Origin of the sequence: Flavobacterium sp. N2550 (genome assembly GCF_025947265.1) — a bacterium.
Classification (GTDB): Bacteria; Bacteroidota; Bacteroidia; order Flavobacteriales; family Flavobacteriaceae; genus Flavobacterium; species Flavobacterium endophyticum.
On the sequence record NZ_CP110007.1, the window covers coordinates 2,391,216 to 2,408,095 of the forward strand.

General features: G+C 45.4%; 17 protein-coding genes. 3 read left to right on the forward strand and 14 right to left on the reverse strand.

Annotation, left to right across the window (positions count from 1 at the left end):
• Positions 1-15 precede the first annotated feature (15 nt).
• The 8 genes from OLM56_RS10500 to OLM56_RS10535 form a co-directional block, all read right to left on the reverse strand.
• A complete protein-coding gene (locus tag OLM56_RS10500; protein WP_264526924.1) occupies positions 16-1,242 on the reverse strand; it encodes a lanthionine synthetase LanC family protein in 1,227 nt (408 codons plus the stop codon).
• A gap of 12 nt (positions 1,243-1,254) precedes the next feature.
• Complete coding sequence (locus tag OLM56_RS10505) at positions 1,255-2,220, reverse strand: T3SS effector HopA1 family protein (protein WP_264526925.1); 966 nt, start codon at positions 2,218-2,220, stop codon at positions 1,255-1,257.
• Positions 2,213-3,307: a phosphotransferase family protein gene (locus OLM56_RS10510; protein WP_264526926.1), complete on the reverse strand. Its 1,095-nt coding sequence runs from the start codon at positions 3,305-3,307 to the stop codon at positions 2,213-2,215. Before OLM56_RS10510 ends, OLM56_RS10505 begins: the two co-directional genes overlap by 8 nt.
• Positions 3,308-3,380: 73 nt before the next feature.
• Positions 3,381-5,030 (reverse strand): hypothetical protein, encoded by a 1,650-nt coding sequence (locus tag OLM56_RS10515; protein ID WP_264526927.1) that lies wholly within the window; start codon positions 5,028-5,030, stop codon positions 3,381-3,383.
• Positions 5,031-5,371: 341 nt separating this feature from the next.
• Positions 5,372-6,118 (reverse strand): LytR/AlgR family response regulator transcription factor, encoded by a 747-nt coding sequence (locus OLM56_RS10520; protein WP_121376491.1) that lies wholly within the window; start codon positions 6,116-6,118, stop codon positions 5,372-5,374.
• Complete coding sequence (locus OLM56_RS10525; RefSeq protein WP_264526928.1) at positions 6,111-7,847, reverse strand: tetratricopeptide repeat-containing sensor histidine kinase; 1,737 nt, start codon at positions 7,845-7,847, stop codon at positions 6,111-6,113. Before OLM56_RS10525 ends, OLM56_RS10520 begins: the two co-directional genes overlap by 8 nt.
• A 54-nt stretch (positions 7,848-7,901) precedes the next feature.
• The gene (locus OLM56_RS10530) at positions 7,902-8,366 is read right to left on the reverse strand and encodes a hypothetical protein (protein WP_264526929.1); all 465 of its coding nucleotides are present in this window, start codon (positions 8,364-8,366) and stop codon (positions 7,902-7,904) included.
• A gap of 175 nt (positions 8,367-8,541) precedes the next feature.
• Positions 8,542-9,171, reverse strand: a complete 630-nt coding sequence (locus OLM56_RS10535; RefSeq protein ID WP_264526930.1) for a DUF2306 domain-containing protein — start codon at positions 9,169-9,171, stop codon at positions 8,542-8,544.
• A gap of 157 nt (positions 9,172-9,328) precedes the next feature.
• Between OLM56_RS10535 and OLM56_RS10540 the strand changes: the two genes are divergently transcribed.
• The gene (locus OLM56_RS10540) at positions 9,329-9,697 is read left to right on the forward strand and encodes a winged helix-turn-helix transcriptional regulator (RefSeq protein WP_121376488.1); all 369 of its coding nucleotides are present in this window, start codon (positions 9,329-9,331) and stop codon (positions 9,695-9,697) included.
• 425 nt (positions 9,698-10,122) lie between these two features.
• Here the strand turns inward: OLM56_RS10540 and OLM56_RS10545 are convergent, their stop codons facing one another.
• On the reverse strand, positions 10,123-10,473 hold the full coding sequence (locus tag OLM56_RS10545) for a winged helix-turn-helix transcriptional regulator (protein WP_182493702.1): 351 nt from the start codon (positions 10,471-10,473) through the stop codon (positions 10,123-10,125).
• Between the two features lie 103 nt (positions 10,474-10,576).
• On the opposite strand from OLM56_RS10545, the gene OLM56_RS10550 reads away from it, so the two are divergent.
• On the forward strand, positions 10,577-11,320 hold the full coding sequence (locus tag OLM56_RS10550; protein WP_264526931.1) for an SDR family NAD(P)-dependent oxidoreductase: 744 nt from the start codon (positions 10,577-10,579) through the stop codon (positions 11,318-11,320).
• Between the two features lie 160 nt (positions 11,321-11,480).
• On the opposite strand, the gene OLM56_RS10555 is transcribed toward OLM56_RS10550, so the two are convergent.
• From OLM56_RS10555 to OLM56_RS10570, 4 genes are all read right to left on the reverse strand, one after another.
• Positions 11,481-11,828 carry a nuclear transport factor 2 family protein gene (locus OLM56_RS10555; protein ID WP_264526932.1) on the reverse strand — a complete coding sequence of 116 codons (348 nt, stop codon included), beginning with the start codon at positions 11,826-11,828 and terminating at the stop codon, positions 11,481-11,483.
• Between the two features lie 103 nt (positions 11,829-11,931).
• Entirely contained in the window at positions 11,932-12,558 is a 627-nt protein-coding gene (locus OLM56_RS10560) for an alpha-ketoglutarate-dependent dioxygenase AlkB family protein (protein ID WP_319800561.1), read from the reverse strand.
• Complete coding sequence (locus OLM56_RS10565; protein ID WP_264526933.1) at positions 12,542-12,988, reverse strand: DUF1810 domain-containing protein; 447 nt, start codon at positions 12,986-12,988, stop codon at positions 12,542-12,544. Before OLM56_RS10565 ends, OLM56_RS10560 begins: the two co-directional genes overlap by 17 nt.
• A gap of 18 nt (positions 12,989-13,006) precedes the next feature.
• Entirely contained in the window at positions 13,007-14,419 is a 1,413-nt protein-coding gene (locus OLM56_RS10570) for an exonuclease domain-containing protein (protein WP_264529010.1), read from the reverse strand.
• A gap of 157 nt (positions 14,420-14,576) precedes the next feature.
• Here OLM56_RS10570 and OLM56_RS10575 point away from each other — a divergent pair, with 157 nt between their 5' ends.
• Positions 14,577-15,344, forward strand: a complete 768-nt coding sequence (locus OLM56_RS10575) for an XRE family transcriptional regulator (RefSeq protein WP_121376481.1) — start codon at positions 14,577-14,579, stop codon at positions 15,342-15,344.
• 35 nt (positions 15,345-15,379) lie between these two features.
• On the opposite strand, the gene OLM56_RS10580 is transcribed toward OLM56_RS10575, so the two are convergent.
• Entirely contained in the window at positions 15,380-16,849 is a 1,470-nt protein-coding gene (locus OLM56_RS10580; RefSeq protein WP_264529011.1) for an FAD-dependent oxidoreductase, read from the reverse strand.
• Between the last annotated feature and the right edge of the window lie 31 nt (positions 16,850-16,880).

The following is a 16,880-nucleotide window of genomic DNA, read 5'->3' on the forward strand; positions in this document are numbered from 1 at the left end:
AAAAGAGGCTGTTAATCAATTATACAACCCCGGAAGCAATAAAGATGGATGTCGGTTTTTATTAAACAGTCGAAGGTAAAAGTAACCCGTTCCCGCGATTCCCATCATCAGTCCCGGTGTATACTGTCCGGTATTCAAGCCCGTAGGCCATGAAATCCTGTTGTTTTGGTATTTCTGGATGCCCGCAGTTCCAACAGCTTCCGCAAGCTGGTGGTATTCCGTACCGCCGCAATCCAGCAAAATTTCCGCATTGCCCGCGATTCCGTGGCATAAAGAATAATTCGTATTGTTTAAGTTGTCGGTAAGCACGCGGTAGACGCTAGACGTAGTGGTTGTCAAGGCCGCTTCCATTTCTTGCGTAAAGACAGCATCCGCTTTTACCTGATTCGCCTTTAGCCTAGAAAGAGCAATGCCGGGCGCTCCGTGGCACCAAGCCAAGCCGCAGACCTTTGCTGTAGGCGTCGATACCCCGTCCCTGAAATCAGGCCAGTTCTGCTGCGAAGCATCAAAAGAGTGCCTTTCGTAAGTAAAGCCTCCTTCGGCACCTGCCAAAAACCGTTTCTCTTTTGTAGCTTCATACAGCTGCAGCAAGGCCAGCGCTATACCCGACGAACCGTGCGAGAAGCCCGTCAGGTTTTTTTGTGACGGAACCGTGGCCCAAGACCAAGCTTCGCCGTTTTGTACGGCAGCATCGCACAATAGATGCCCTAATGCCACCGCCTTGTCTAGAAATTCTTTCTTTTGGAATTCTTCATGCGCTTCTAAAAGCACTGGTATCGTTCCTGCTGCGCCGCTTATGACATCAATCTCATACGATTGGAGCGAAGAAGAAGATACGGTCTGTAAAAGAGCGATGCCGTCCTCGATCCAATCCTTGCGGTCCAGTTCTGTTCCGATTTTAATCAATGCTGCGGCTATGCCCGGTTTTCCGGCATAAAAGCCATGCTCAGGCGCTTGGTACATGGTCGACTTCATCTGTTCGACAGCGCCTCCAATGGTCTTGAGTAAGATAGTATCCTTTTTTTCTTTATATAAAGCGGTCAAGAAAAGTGCGATGCCGGCCGTTCCGGAATAAATGTCGGAGCCAAAAGCTTTCCAGACGCCTTGGTATTGTCCGTTTAAAGCCTCGATGGAATAGCCTTGCCAGTTGCAAGAGTCGCCATGCCATATGCTGGTCTTGATAAGCTGGCAGCCGATGTTCCAGGCAGTATCAAGAAAAGTATTTTTATCGATTGGGTTCATGTGTGCTGTCTTTTAGTTAAATGTGATTCTCGATCCTTTGTTTAAGAAAGTCGCCTTAGGGCTGATTCCTTTCTGGAGAAAAGCCGCGGCAATTTCTTGAACGGTTTCTTCTGGAGTCAGGTTTTTTGGAAACGCCTGCAGCAGTACATCCGCTACGATGGCTATCCGGTTCATGCCAAAGCTTTCCTGCGTATTCGGACTTTCGGCTATGCCGACTCCTTTTCGATAAGCATACGAGAAAAGAGGCACGTCCTCTTCCAAATACGGCGCCATCGTCTCGCAGATGTCAGGCAACAGCAGCTGGAGCAACGGCATCAGTATATCCTCCACATACAACACCGCGGCATCGCGGCGGAAATAGAGGGTGGGATGATTAAGGCATTTGAAAAGAAACGGAATGCCGTAGTAATTCAGCTTTTTCGTAATTGCATCAATCAATACCGGAGCGCCTTCGCTGGTACAGTTCCAATAAATACGGGTCAGGTTTTGGGAAATGTCCATTCCTGTATTGCTAAAGATGTAATAAAAGGTAGGCTGACGGTTCCGGTCTTCTTTCGGAAAAAACACCGAAACGGTCTGCCCGATGCTTGCCGAAGTTCCGGAAGGCAAATCTCTCAAAGCACTATAAGGAACAATATGGCTTTCGGTATGCCTTGTAACCTCGACATGTCCATTTGAATAATTGTTTTTGATGGTCCAGCCTGGTTCTATCCTGTCTTTGCTATGGTTGTTCTGTGAAAGCAGATTGATAAAATGCGTCGTATCCTCAGCAAAATGTTGCGGCATGGCAGCCATTCCTATCTGATAGCGCTCTTTTAAGGCATAACATTCAGAATACAATAAGCTGGTGAGCAGCGGCGCAGCAGCCTGAGGTGCCGTTTCATAGCGCTTCCCTTTGAATACAAGATGCGTAGCATAGATTTCTAATTGGCTGGCAAGCCTGACGAGTTCTTTAAGAACAGCCTTATCCTCAAACATAGTGGTACAGTTTTATGTTAAACAATTCGTCCAACGCTGCCAACGGATCTTTCATGATATTAAAGGCAAGCTGTATGCAGCGCATGTTATTGGCTTCGACCTTGCTGTTGAAAGTAATGCCTTCTACGCTGGTCTGTATGATTCGGGCAGCGGTAAACTGCATCAGCCTTGTAAAAAAAGCAGCATGCTCTGATTCGGGATAGCCCTTCGATTCTAGGTATTGATAGATAAAAGCGCGGGCAGAAGGTTGCATGTTCTTGATTTCATAAAGCTTCATGTATTCTGGCAATTCCGTGCTGTGCGGATTGCCATTGTCAAATCCCAGAAGCCAAGCTGTGACATACGATTGCACAAGACCGGCAACGTCCCACATCGGGTCGCCGATATCGGCTAGTTCCCAATCGATCAGCCTTTGGCTCAATCCGTTTTCGTCTTCTACCGCAAGGAAATTAATCCATTTGATATCGCCATGGATGAGGTGCGTACACTGCCATGAAGAAGCCAGTTCTTTCAAAGCATTTAACAGCAGGGTGTTGTCTTTGATGAGCTGTATGACGGATGCGCTGGCCTCGCTGTTTGCAAAAAAAGCATCGGCATTGTGGCGGTCGAGCTGTAGTACCCACGGCAGCAGTTTCGGAAAAGCAGATACGTCGGTTCCGGCATTGGGCATGATATGGCAGTTGGCCAATATAATAGCTTGCCCTTGGGCAAGAGATACGTCGAAGTTTTGGGTGAGCATATAGTGCTCAGAAAGGTTTCTTGCATTATATAGCAGTGCAGAAACCATGATGTTGTTCTCATCATCATAATCTAGGAGCGGTGCGGCAATAGTAGCGACAGGCGCAAATTCTATGGCATTCTTAAACAATTGGTAGGCACTCACTTCTCTCAAGAAGAGGCTCTTGGCAACAGTATCATTCCCTGTCTGTTTGACAAAAAGCGAATTATGAGGTTCTACGATTACCTTCAAGATGGTATTTCGGGTCGCTACAGGATGTATCATAAAATGACCTTTGACAGCGGCGGCTTCATCAATGAGCTGCCGTTTGCGCAGGTAATGGTATACGTTTTCTGGAACTAATTGCATGGTAGGCATTTTTTAAGGGTTGATAAGAATAACCCGCAAGATTTACGCTTGCGGGCTATAAAAAAGAACATTCTTAACAGATAAATGGTATTCCTGTACAAGAAACAGTTGGAATACAAGATATAGTTGGAATACATGATACCGTAGGTACACATTGGTCTACAGGCAAGGTCGGAACCGCTGCTGCATTTACGCCTTCAGAACCGCCTTGGTTTGTATGACGACAGATCACCGGGTTTGTGTTACACGCACCTACAATTGTCGGAGGACATAGAACAGGCTGGGTAGGACGAGGGAAACAAGTTGGTGTCAATGTCGGAAAACAAGATGTCGGCAACGTTGGAGCACATGATACTGGCAATGTTGGAGGACATAGGAATGGTGTTTCCGTAGGGATGATACCAGCTCCTAAGTTGTTTCCTCCTTGCTGTGCGCTACAGATTGGCGATATTCCTGTCATGCAAGATGTAATAGTAGGAATACATTTTACAGTAGGAATTGGAAAACACTGTGTTACCGGAATTGTCGGAAATCCTGCGCCTACATTATTACCTCCTTGCTGAGCAAGACAGATAGGCGATATTCCTGTTACGCAAGATGTAATGGTTGGAATACATTTTACAGTAGGAATCGGAAGACACTGCGTGATCGGAATTGTCGGAAATCCAGCGCCTACGTTACCTTCTTGCTGAGCAAGACAGATAGGCGATATCCCTGTTACGCAAGATGTAATGGTTGGAATACATTTTACAGTAGGAATCGGAAGACACTGCGTAATCGGAATTGTCGGAAATCCAGCGCCTGCGTTAGCATCTTGCTGAGTAAGACAGATAGGCGATACTCCTGTAACGCAAGATGTAACGGTTGGGATACATTTTACAGTAGGAATCGGAAAACACTGTGTAATTGGAATTGTCGGAAATCCAGCACCAACGTTAGCCTCTTGCTGAGCGCTGCAGATTGGCGAAATCCCTGTTACGCAAGATGTAACGGTTGGGATACACTGAACAGTAGGAATCGGCAGACATTGCGTGATTGGAATTGTCGGGAATCCAGCTCCTAAGTTGCTAGCGTCTTGCTGTGAGCTGCAGATTGGCGAAATCCCTGTTACGCAAGAGGTAATCGTAGGGATACACTGCACTGTAGGAATCGGCAAGCACTGCGTGATTGGAATAGTAGGGAAACCTGCTGCTCCTTGGCTTCTTAAGAAGTTGTTGTAGATGTCGCCTTGCAATAAAGAAGACCCTTTTTCATCACAACCACAAGAAGAATCGAACGCATTTCCAGCATGCAATGCTATGATGCTTGCAAACTGCGTATCGTCGATATTGTTCTCGATACCATTAAGCGCCAACGGCACGCTAAAGTGATGGCTGTAGTTGAAACATTTCCATCCTACAAAAGGAATATCGACACATGGATTTAGCCCTAGGTCAAAACTAAAAACACCACCAGCTTCGTTAAAGTTAGTGATGCTCACGGTAATTTTGAATCTGCTAAAAGGCTGCCACGTATAGCTTACGTTTGTGTTGAAGCTGAAGCTTTTGCTTACATTTCCAAAAGGAGTCTTTAATCCGATAGTCAGCGTTACCTGACCTTTAACGGCGCTGGCCGCTACACATACGCTACACCCTAAAAAGGATGGCGTACACCATTCTGATGCGAATAAGTTGTCGTATCCTTCGTATACGGCACCTTCTTCTACGTTTGCTAATTTTGCCATGTTATAGTTTATTGGTTGCCTACTCATTTTTAGGGTTTTTCGGCTTCCGCCCTGTGCAATGATGGCTTACCTAAATAAAGTCCTATATCGGTGGAGTAAATCATGTAAACACATGTAGGTTGATAGGAAGGGGGATCTTTAAATAAGCCCAGAAACAAATGATGCTAGCTTTCTTTTGTATTCTGAACTAAAATTACTGGGCTAGGCAGGCCATTTGGGAAGAAATGACACGAGTGCGAAAAAAATTGACATGGGCAAACAAAAAACCATGCATGAAAATAGCAGGAATAAAAAAACTCTTTCATGGTAATGAAAGAGTCGGGAGAGAAGAAGGCAGTGCCTTATTTTAATATGTTTAATTTCTTGATAAAATCTTTGTGCTTTTCGCCCAGGGTGACCTTGTGGTTGCCTTTTAAGATGACGAGATTGTCGTGCAGCACGATTTCTTCGATCTTGCTCGCGTTCACGATATAATTCCGGTGGGTCTTGACAAATTTGTTCTTTTCCAAAAGCTCGCTGATCTTAGTCAGCGAAATCATGATGACGAACTTTTCATGCTCTGTGATGATATTGCAGTACCGTTCTTCCACCTCAATATAAACGATATCGTCAATCAGCACTTTCTTGAGGGAATTCTTCTTTTTGATGAACAGCGAATCGACGCTCAGCACCGTATCCTGGTCTTCGCTAAGGAATACATTGGTCTGCTCATAAAACTTTTCGACTGCCATTTCAACCGCATACAAGATTTCTAGCTCGTTGAAAGGCTTGAGCAAGAAGCTGAACGGACGGGTAAGCTTGGCTCTCTCAAAAACCTGTCGGTCGTTAGAACTCGTCAAGAAAACAAAAGGCCGGGAGATATCGGGAGTAATGCTGATGGTTTCCGCAAAAGTAATCCCGTCGGGCGAGCCGTTCAAGAAGACGTCAATAATCACGATGTCGACCGTTTCCTTATAAAACAACGCCAAGGCTTCGCTAAACGTAGTCGCAACGCCGGCAATAGCATAGTTGTTTTCCGTAAGCACTTTTACGAGCGCCTCGCTTTCTGCGGGAGTATCCTCAATGATCAGCACGCTTACCTTATTCATTTCTTTGGGTCTTTAACAATTCGATACTTATTTTGGTTCCTTGATTTTCGATGCTTTCAATCCGCAGTTTCCCGCCGTTTTTCTGTATCATCGATTTGCACAATTGCATTCCGAGTCCGGTACCGATTTTTTCCGTGTGGCCCTTTTTAGCAACCAGGCTGCTGTCGTCAAGCAATTCCTGCTGTATTTCTGGGCTCATTCCCAGACCAAAATCTTCTACGGTAAAGATACAATAGGCTTCCGAAGCACTGCCATGAATAACAATCTGTCCGTTTTCATTCGAAAACTTGATTGCATTATCCATCAAGTTTCTCAGGATTATTTTTAGCGAATTCAGATCTGCCTGCGCATACAGTCCTTTCGGAACCAGATTTTCAAACCGGATGCCTTTGTCCTGCATCAGCGGCCTGTAATTCAATTCCATCTGCTGCACGATCGAAAACAAATGTACCGATTCCGTATGGAAATACAATTGTTTGGTCTGCAACAGTGCCCAATGCAGCAGATTGTCCAGCAGGTTATACGAGCCGTTGGCAATGGCGCTATTGTTTTGCAGCAGGGTGTCGAGTTCTGAGAAGTTTTTGTTTTCAAGGCTTTCCAGCAGCTTTGCATTGCTGGTCTTCAATGCGTTTACCGACGAGCGCAGGTCATGGCTGACAATAGAGAAAAGCTGGTCTTTTGCCGCATTCAGCTCGTCCAGCTTCATTTTCTGCGAAAGAATGATCTTACTATTTTTGATTTTCTGCCTGTAGAAATAGATTCCCGTGCCAAACAGCACAAGCAGCAGTACCGACGAATAGAAAAATCCGTTTCTTTCCGCAATCTTCAGCTTGTTCTCCGCTTCCAATATGTTGATTTCCTTTTCCTTTTGCCTCACGGTAAATTTCTTTTCCAATTCGGCTATTGCCCATACTTTGTTCTGGTCGTTCAGCGAATCCCGCCAGCTTTCGTACTCTTTCCGGTAGACCAAGGCCTGCGGAAAGTTTTTGCTGTTTTCTGCTACCACGGCCATATTGAGCGCCGTGTTCTGCTTTAGTTCCACGTCCTTTATCTTCTTGGATAAGTGATACGCCTTTTCAAAATACGGAATAGCCAGGTCGTCTTTATACTGCTCATAATACAAGTTGGCAATGTTCATATACGACCCGATAAGCGATACCGTATCTTTTTCGGCCTGCAGTACCTTGAAGCCTTTTGACAGGTAGGCATCGGCTTCTTCAAACTTTTTCAGGTGCAGGTAGCAGAGCCCAAGGTTATGATAGACTACGCCCCGTTTGAAATCATACGTTCCTGTTTCGGGAAGCTTTTCGATTTCCTTAAAATAGCGTACGGCGCCTTCATAGTCATTTTCTTCCAGAGCAATCTCGCCCAGATAGAGCCTGACCTTATAATAAAATTGAAAGTTTTTGGAAATTTGGGCGAATTCTTTGCGTGCTTCCTGTAGCAGCCGCTTGCTTTTAAAGCTGAAAGCCCTGAAATAATGGCAATAATCGATAATCTCAGGATTCTTTTCTGCAGCCAGCTGTTTCATGGAATACACCAAAGTAGAATCCCAGTTTTTCTCTAAGAAAAAAGCCTGCGCCTTATAAAAAGCAGTCTTGTTCTTATTGTCAAGCGCCTTTTTCTTAATGGCCGAATCTAGGGCGCTGTTGGGCGCTTCTTGCGCGAAAAGAGGAAAAGCAAGAAAAAAGAAGAGCGAAAAAGCGGCAAATTTAATTCTGGATACCATTGGGGTGTTGCTGTTGGCGACAAAAACATCTGCAGATGTTTTTATCTATGTTCTTTAGCTTTGCAATACGTGAGTTACAGTACCTCTGGACGTTTTTGGATTGGCATCTTTAAAATGGAGATTCTCGACAACAGTCCGGATCTGTTTTATTGCTTCTTCACCATCCTTGATGTCATGGGTATAGCTGACATACCATGCATGGTATTCTTTCGGTTCTTCTTCGGCACTGTCGTATTTTACGACCAGCTTGAGTTCGTTCGCTTCCTCTGTATTTGAATCTTGGTACAGCTCGATAGGCGCTTTTCCTAATAGCGTTTTAGGGATGAAAATCGCAATACGGATAGTAAGGCGTACCGCACGGCTGTCATTAAATTCAGTCTCAGAAGATACCAACGGAGTCAGAAGCTCAGAAGGCTTAGTAATGCCTATTATAGCAAGGCTTTCAAAATTGATTTGAGAAATCTGTAAGGGTTCTAGGGGAGTTTGTTTTCTAGAATTTCCTGAAGTTGAAGCATTCATGATCGTTAAGTTTTAATGGTGGTGCAATAGGTCAAGACGGTTGTCTAGGAGTGCTAAAGGTAAATTTTTTTATCCAACAATTTTGTTTTTAGTAAGAAATATTTGATTCAACAGGAAGAAGGAGACAAAAGAAAAGAGGCACTGGGCCTCTTTATTTTTTGCTGTACGGAACTGCTTATTTCTTCTTTTTGCTGCTAAGCACGATTTGGTAGACGTACAGAGGTACCGACCATCCCATCCAAAAAAATGAAGGCGAAATGTCTGCAAAGCTGCCCAGGTTCTGCACATAGGGTATTTTTATCGCCAATCCCGAAATGATAAAGGCAAGGGTCACGATATAGCTCCTGACCATCCATTCTTTGTGAAGGTTGACGTTTCTTTTGATGATCGCATAATAGGCGATGGCCGTAGCGCTTATCCAGACGCTTACCCAAACCTGCAGCGAAAAAGCATACGCCCAGTTCACCTCATAAGCAGTCGTAAATGCCAAGATGACCGCACAGCTGCTGCTCAAGAGAATTGCCAGCAGGTATAAGAACCCGATGATACGGTGCAGTTTCCAGCTAAAATTCCGGAGCTTGGGCCAAAACTGAACGAATCCCAATACAAGCGCGCCGCCGCCCGCCGTGATGTGGGCGATAAGCACCCATTTCAGCTTAAAGTACTTTCCGAGCGCTTCGGGTGTCAGCAAAAGAAAGTGATCGGCGCCATGCATAAAGAGCCAGGTCAAGAAGATAATAAGGACCCATATAAATAACGGTCCGAGATCTGTTTTTTCTAATTTTAAAAGTTTGGTAGTTGCCATGATTCTATCGTATGTCGTAAGGGTTACACTAAATGCTGTTTTACAGTACAAAATTCCTGACAATCTAGCTCCTGTGCAATAACCGAAAAAAGATTCGGTAGGCAGGACGTCGCGGATTTTTGATTTATTTGGCGTATTTTGCAGTAAAAAAAGAACGATGTATATCAATAAGATTGAAGAAGATTTAGACTGCGGCATCCGTGTTGCCTTTAAGATATTCGGCGGCAAGTGGAAGCTCTGCATTCTCGATGCCATCAACCGAGGCATTACCCGACCGACCGACATCCAAAAAGACATTCGGATTGCGTCACGACGCGTCATTGAAATGCAGCTGGCAGAACTGCTATCGTACGGAGTAGTCGAAAAATGTGCGGAAGAAGTGTATCCCAAAAAATCAGAATACGAAGTCACGCCATTCGGAAAAACTATTATTCCGCTGCTGGCCCAGATAGATGCGTGGGGAACCGCCAATGCTGCTTTTGTAAAAACCAGGCAGCTAGAACTGGAAAAGATTGCTATAGGGTAGCACGTGTGAAATGCGTGTCTGCTTCTGTCCCGTTCTGACCTGCATCCGTAGTGGTCTGTATCACATTCGAGCGGTGCTGTATTGCATAAGGTTTTTTCTGATAAGAATTTTATAATTGCTGTATAGAAAACTTTTTTTTATGGCGGAATCTGACAGACGCTATGCAGAACACTATTGATGTAATGCAGAATGCAACTGAAGTAATGCAGAACAGGGGGTGATATAATACAGAAGTCTTCTTTTTCTATACAGACTCCTAACCGATGTTATACAGAATGTTACTAATGCTGTGCAGAACGTAACTGATGTTATGTAGAGTTGCAGTAAATGCTATCCAGAAAGATCTATTTTCTATAGAGAACCGATAGTTTGTTGTCGTATTTACTGCCTTTTCTAGCAGTATGGCTGCTTTTCTTGACTGCTTTTTATTTACCGATAATTACTTTTCGGTGTTCCAATCCCCACTCAGCAAGATGGTCGATGATAGTCTGCAAGGTCTTGCCGTATTCGGTTAGTTGGTACTGAACGGTTATCGGCTGCGTATCTAAAACCTCGCGTGTTAGGAGCTTATTCATCTCCAGTTCCTTTAATTCTTTGCTTAGCATTCTGTTGGATATCCCCTTTACGTCGTTTAAGATGTCAGAGAATCTTCTTTTGTTGTAATAGCAGACGGAAGAGATGATGGATATCTTCCATTTTCCGTGGAGCACGTCCATTGCATCGTGAACCGCCATGATTTCTTTTTTATGTTCTATAGAGCAAACGTTTTCCGGCATAAGTTACTTGGTTACTTTAATGTTACTGTTACTTTTCGTTACAAAGTTACGGAAATACATTTAGCTGCGCTACCTTTGTGCCCTAATATTTAAATTTTTTACAATGGATTTTACAAATAAAAACGTCGTCATTACAGGCGGCAGCACAGGCATAGGATTAGCAACAGCAAAAGCATTTATCAAGGCAGGAGCCAACGTTTGGATTACAAGCAGGAATGCAGAGAACCTGCAAAAATCTGCCGAAGAAATCAACAGTCCGAACTTGAAGACCGTAGTTTCTGACACTTCTAATTTGGAAGGCATTGCCGCCTTAGAGAAAGTGATTGCCGCAACCGGAAACAAGCTAGATGTTCTTTTCTTGAATGCAGGCATTGCCGTATTTGCACCCATCGAGCAAGTTACCGAGGCTGATTTTGATGCCCAATTCAATACCAACGTGAAAGGGCATTTCTTTACGCTGCAAAAATTGCTTCCGCATTTGGCAGAAGGAGCTTCTGTGCTGTTTACTTCGTCAACCGTAGCAACGGCAGCCGGATTAGGAACCAGCGCGTATTCGGCTACGAAAGGAGCGATCAACAAAATTGCGCAAATTGCCGCAAACGAATTGGCAGAACGAAAAATACGCGTGAATATGGTAAGCCCCGGACCGATCGCAACGCCTGGACTAGACAAGGCCGTGCCTGAAGAAGCAAAAGGACATCTGGCATCAGCTACAGCATTGCAGCGATTAGGACATCCTGATGAGGTGGCCAGCACCGTGCTGTTCTTGGCTTCGGATGGGGCAAGCTTTATTACAGGAGCGGAGTTGTTGGTTGATGGAGGTTTTATCAACTATGCGCTGAAATAATAAAAACGGGCAGCTGCAAGAGGCTGCCTTTTGTCGTTTCCACTTGCAGTAAAACGCTGGAAACTAAAAACCGCCTAAGTGATTTTAGGCGGTTTTTTATTTTTTTAGGATTAAGGTAGGAGGAATTCCGCTCGGATCCGAAAAGATTTTTACCATAGAATTATGTCTTTATCACAAAAGCTTTTAATGCTGCCATCTTGCCGTTTTCAAATCTCCACACATCGCAGTAATCGTACGCGGCTATTTTGCCGTTTTCATCTTTGCTGTTGATTTTTCCGATGGCAATAACGAAATCGCCTTCGGCAATGAGGCTTTCGACCATAAACTGCGGCGGTTCCAGATACTCGACAGCCATATACTGACGGACGGCTTCTTTACCGCGCAGGACACGATCGCCTACAAATGTCCATTCGGTATCTTCTGTGCAGAATGATAAAAATCCTTCATTATCGCCTTTGGAGACTGCTTCATTTGCTTTTTCGAGTATGGCTTTGTTGCTTAAGTTCATGGGTGTGCTATGCTTTAAAGGTTGCTATCTATTTGATTTGTTCTCCTAAAGTTACGTTTTATTGCTAGAAGCTTATGTTAAGTTCAATATAACATTCTAGCTATTATTCTCGATGCACCTGCCGGAACGTTAGGTTGATTCTCGGCAGTACTTTTCTAGCCGTCTTTGGTACTTGGTGTTCCCAAAAGCTATTTGTAGTTCCCGCCATCAGCAAAAAGGAGCCGTGATACAGCGGAATTTCGACTTGCTGCAGCTCTTTCCTGAATTTATGGCGCAGGCGGAACATGCGGGTCTCGCCAAAGGTGACGGAAGCAATAATCATGTTCTTGTTGACCGAAGCCGTTTTGTCGCTGTGCCAGGATACGCCGTCATTGCCATCGCGATACAAGTTTAATAAGACCGCATTGAATTTAATCTGGGTTTCAGTTTCTACCCGCTGGCGGATCGCGCATAAGTCTGGAGTCAAGGAAATTGTCGGCGCTTTGTCCTTTTTTTGGACACTATCTTCAAACCAAGAGACCAGTCGGGGAGCGGCTACGACTTTTTCATACATCGGCATTTCGTAAGTATGCCAGCGCGTCTGTTCCAGCAGCGTAGTATAGTAGTAATCGGACTCTTCTTTGGTGAAAAAGGTATCGATCAGCATGACATCGGCATCGGGCAGGTCAAATGTTTTGGTTCCGCGGTTTCCAGACATAAAGAGTTCAGTATCTTCAAATAAGGTCATCATGAAATTTGTTTTTGAGGAATACCTGTAGCGTCAGTTCGTCCTGAAATCCGTTGAAATACTTTTCGATGACCTTTTCAAATACCGGAGGCGCATCCGGCACATTCGCAAAAAGGGTCATGCTGGAACGCACCTTTAGGTCGTCTGGGCTGCCGAGAATCTCTTGCGCCGTCTTTCCGTCGATTTCCAAGAAGGCCGTGGCTATCTGCACCAGATGCAGGCCTAGAATCGGGTGGGCTAAATACGCTGCGGCTTCATCGATATCATTAATGCCGTAGAATTTTGAAGTTTCGCTGCGGCCGAGGCTTTTTAGCTGCGGAAAGATGAACCACATCCAATGCGATTCTTTCTGTCCGTTCTTGATTTCTGAAAGCGCTTTCAGGTATACTTGATTTTGTGCGTCGAGGAAACGCGTTAGGTTATAATTGTCCATTTGTTGTGTACGATTTGATCATTCATGAACGCCATCCAAGTGATGTTCTTCTAAAACTTTTTCAGCCCACTTTTGTTTGGGAAAGACTTTGCCAGGATACTTTTCGGCATAGGCATAAATCATATGCATGCTATATTGATTGCTCCGGTAATGGGTCACATAGTCTTTTATTTCAGAAGGTTCGGCCAGCGTGGTATCCGAGGCCATATACCCCATGCCGTAAAAATGTCCATTTTCGACCCATATACAGCTATGTTCTTCCGGAGTCCTTCCTTTATCGATGATCCCAAAGCTTCGCCTGCTGTCTAAGAAAAAGGCGACGGCCTTTTCGATCTGGCTGTTGTGGCTCATGACATCGGGCAGGTTCGTAAGGTCTGCCTTTCTGATGCCGTCGGCTTCCACGCCATATTTGCAGAATCGGGGATCGATGCCAAATTGCTCGGCAAGGCTGCGGAGCAACTGTATGCCGTCATGCAGCGTATTGAACGACTCAATGCAGGCTTGGAATCGGCTCAGCTTTCCGATGGCCAGATACGTAAAGCCGTTGCGGGCCTCGTATTGATACAGCCCGTATTTGGGCTCGAATCGTTTTAAGGCTCTGTTGTAGGCAGGCCATTGCGTCTTGATTTCGTTGCATTCTAAAAGCAGGGCCATCAGTTCGGTACCGCAAACCTCAAAGGAAATGCTATGGATATCCCGCAAGAAATGCTGGCGCTGCGGCGTAATCTTATGGCCGCTAAAATGGGAAGCGACGCGTTTTTTTAAGTTGACCGCCTTTCCTATATAGATTACTTTTTTGGCTTGGTTGTAAAAATAATAGACGCCTGGCTTTTCGGGCAATTGCTCAAAGTCTGCAGGAGGCAAATTAGGAGGCAGGCGCTGGTCTTGCGCGGTTTTCTTTACCATCTTTGTTATATCGCCTTCGCTGTCCCATTCCAGCAGTCGGGAAAACAAGATCGCGGTAGCATCTGCATCGCCGCCGGCACGGTGCCTGTTTTCTACAGGGATGTCTAGCGACTGGCAGAGGTTTCCGAGGCTATAGGAAGCCAATCCGGGCCGGATCTTTCTTGCGGCACGCACGGTGCAAAGCTTTCGGGCTGTCCATTTGATTCCTGCTTCTTCCAGCTGGTGCCTTACGAAGGAATAGTCGAAGTTGACGTTGTGGGCTACAAAGATGCGGTCGGTAAGCAGTTCGGCTACTCTTTCGGCAATGTCATCGAAAATAGGAGCGCCGGACACCATGTCATTTGTAATTCCGGTCAGGGCAAAGATCGGAAGCGGTATCTCTTTTTGCGGATTGACGAGCGTTTCAAAGCGGTCAATGACGCTCGTACCGTCATGGATTATGATAGCGATTTCGGTAATACGGCTGCCGCCAGCGTTGCCGCCAGTGGTTTCGATATCGACTATGGCATACTGCGTGTTTTTCATATAGCGTCTAGCATTGATCATTGTGTTTTCGTTTTTGGGATTGCTTTCTTTTTGTGGCAACTTCCAGCATTTTAAAAACTTTGTCGAATGGCGCGTATATTGTTGTTATATTCTACAAAATTATATATTTTTGCTGTAGTAACTTACAACATTAACAATGTCGCTATTTTCAGATAATCTTAGATTCTTACGAGAAAGCCGGAAAGAAAGCCAGAGAGAAACGGCCGAAAGCCTTGATATCAAGCGCGGAAGGTACGAACCGTATGAAAGCGGGAAGGTAGAGCCGCCGTATGAGATACTAAAAAAAATTGCAAGGTATTTTGGCGTCAGTATCGACCTGATGCTGTCGGTTGACGTACGGAAGTACCGTATCGACGACCTGCTCAAGCTGGATGATAACCGTATCATATTGCCTATTATGGTAGATGCTAATGGTGAAGACCTGATTGAAATAGTGCCTTATAAAGCCCGCGCCGGGTATCTGACGGGTTATGCCGATCCTGAATTTATTGAAGCCTTGCCGCAGATAACGATGCCTTTTTTAGGGCCGGGCAAGCACCGCGCGTTTCCGGTAGGCGGCGATTCGATGCCTCCGCACGATGATAAGAGTTTTATTATCGGGAAGTATGTGGAGAATCTTGGCGAGATAAAGAAAAACAAGACCTATATTCTGATTACGCGCAGCGAAGGCATGACGTACAAAAGGCTCAACAGCAAGAATGAGGATTCGCTTACGGTAGAGCCGGACAATGTGATTTATAATCCGTATGAGGTCAAGCTGTCTGATATTATAGAGATCTGGGAATATGTGGCGCATATCGGACGCAATGACGCCAAGCTGATGAACGAGGGCGGCGAACCGCTGGAAGCTGTCGTAAGGAAGCTGCAAAAAGACATGGCCGAGATCCGAACGAAGATTACGTAGGCGCAGGACCGCAAAGAGTTTTTATTCTATAGACTTTAATTATTTTGTTGGGTGTCTTTTTTCTTTAGGCACCGTCCTCTTGGCTCGTCGCCTTCATGAAGCACAATTTCGGAATGCAGGAACTGTGCGGCATCTGCCGAATCTTTTACCTTGACAGCGCTGCGTTCTAGCATTTCGGATTCAAATTCTGTCAATACGCTTTTTCTTATTCCTGCTTTTCTCCATTGCGATAAGGGCTTGCATCCTTTTGCGATTCCCCGTGCTAAGGTAAGCGCGTCCAGCAGGGCTTGGTTGGCTCCTTGTCCTTTGAACGGACTCATCGGGTGTGCTGCGTCTCCAATCAGGGTCACGGCACCTTTTTTCTCTAGTAATTCTGACTCTAATAATTCACGGTCGTATACGGGATAGCCAGAAATCTGGGCTTCCAATGTTGCCGCTACAATTTGCGGGATGGGATCGTGCCATTGCGTCCTGCGACAAGCTTCTTCCTTGAGGGCTTGAGGTCCTTGTGCGCTTAATGCCTTGGCTTCTTCTTCGGACATTGGGAAGCTTAGCTGCCACATTACGGAGTCTGAAGTATACGGCATGATGTAGATGCGCTCGTTGCCATTGGCGGTTTGAAATACCGTGGCGGAGTCGAGCAGGGAACTCGTCGGGTCTTTGAGAGCTTGTAAAGGACAGATACCCAATATCACAATGCAGTCCAGATAACGCAAAGGGGCGATATCTTCGCCAAGCAGCAGTTTCCGCACCGAACTGCGGATACCATCGGCTCCGACTAAAAGGTCTGCCTTGGAGCTTTTTATTTCTCCATCAACTTGGAAGTTTAGCGTAACGCCTTGATCTTTATCTTGCTTAAAATCGATTAATTGATGTCCCCATTGTACGGCATCCTGTCCGCCGAGCTGCTCTAATAGTGCCAGACGCAACGATTGCCTTGCGATATGGATGTTGGTGCGTTTTTGTGATGTCTTTGCTTCGGAGGACAGCCATTTTCTGATTCCCCATTCGCCGATTACTTTTCCTTCTGTAGTATGAACCAGATGCCTGGTAGAGATTACGCCTTCTTCTAACGAGAAAATGCCGAATCCTTCAATGGCTTTGCTGGCTTGCTGTAATGTGAGTCCGTAGCCTTGGGAACGGGCGGCAAAGTTGTCGTCGCGTTCGAAAAGCGTAAAAGGAATTCCGCGGTGCAGGCAGGCTACTGCTAATGCCACGCCTCCAATGCCGGCACCAATAATAGCGATGTGCGGGTAGTTTTCTTTATCTGCCACAGGAGGAAAGGCAGCTGGAATCAATCCAGATCCGGAACAATTCAGGCAAGAATATAGAGGGGCTTTAGGGCGGACAGGGGCTGTTCCTTCGCCATTATTTTTTTCAAATAGATCGGAGGCTATTTGGTATTGCAGCCGGACTTTCTTGCTCAGCCTTCGGCTTTTTTTGCCGCGTCCTTGACATTCCTGGCAGATGGTCCAGTTGGTTGGTTTGTCTTCTACTTTTTTCACTTCCAATAACAGGCTTTTATAAAGAGTACAT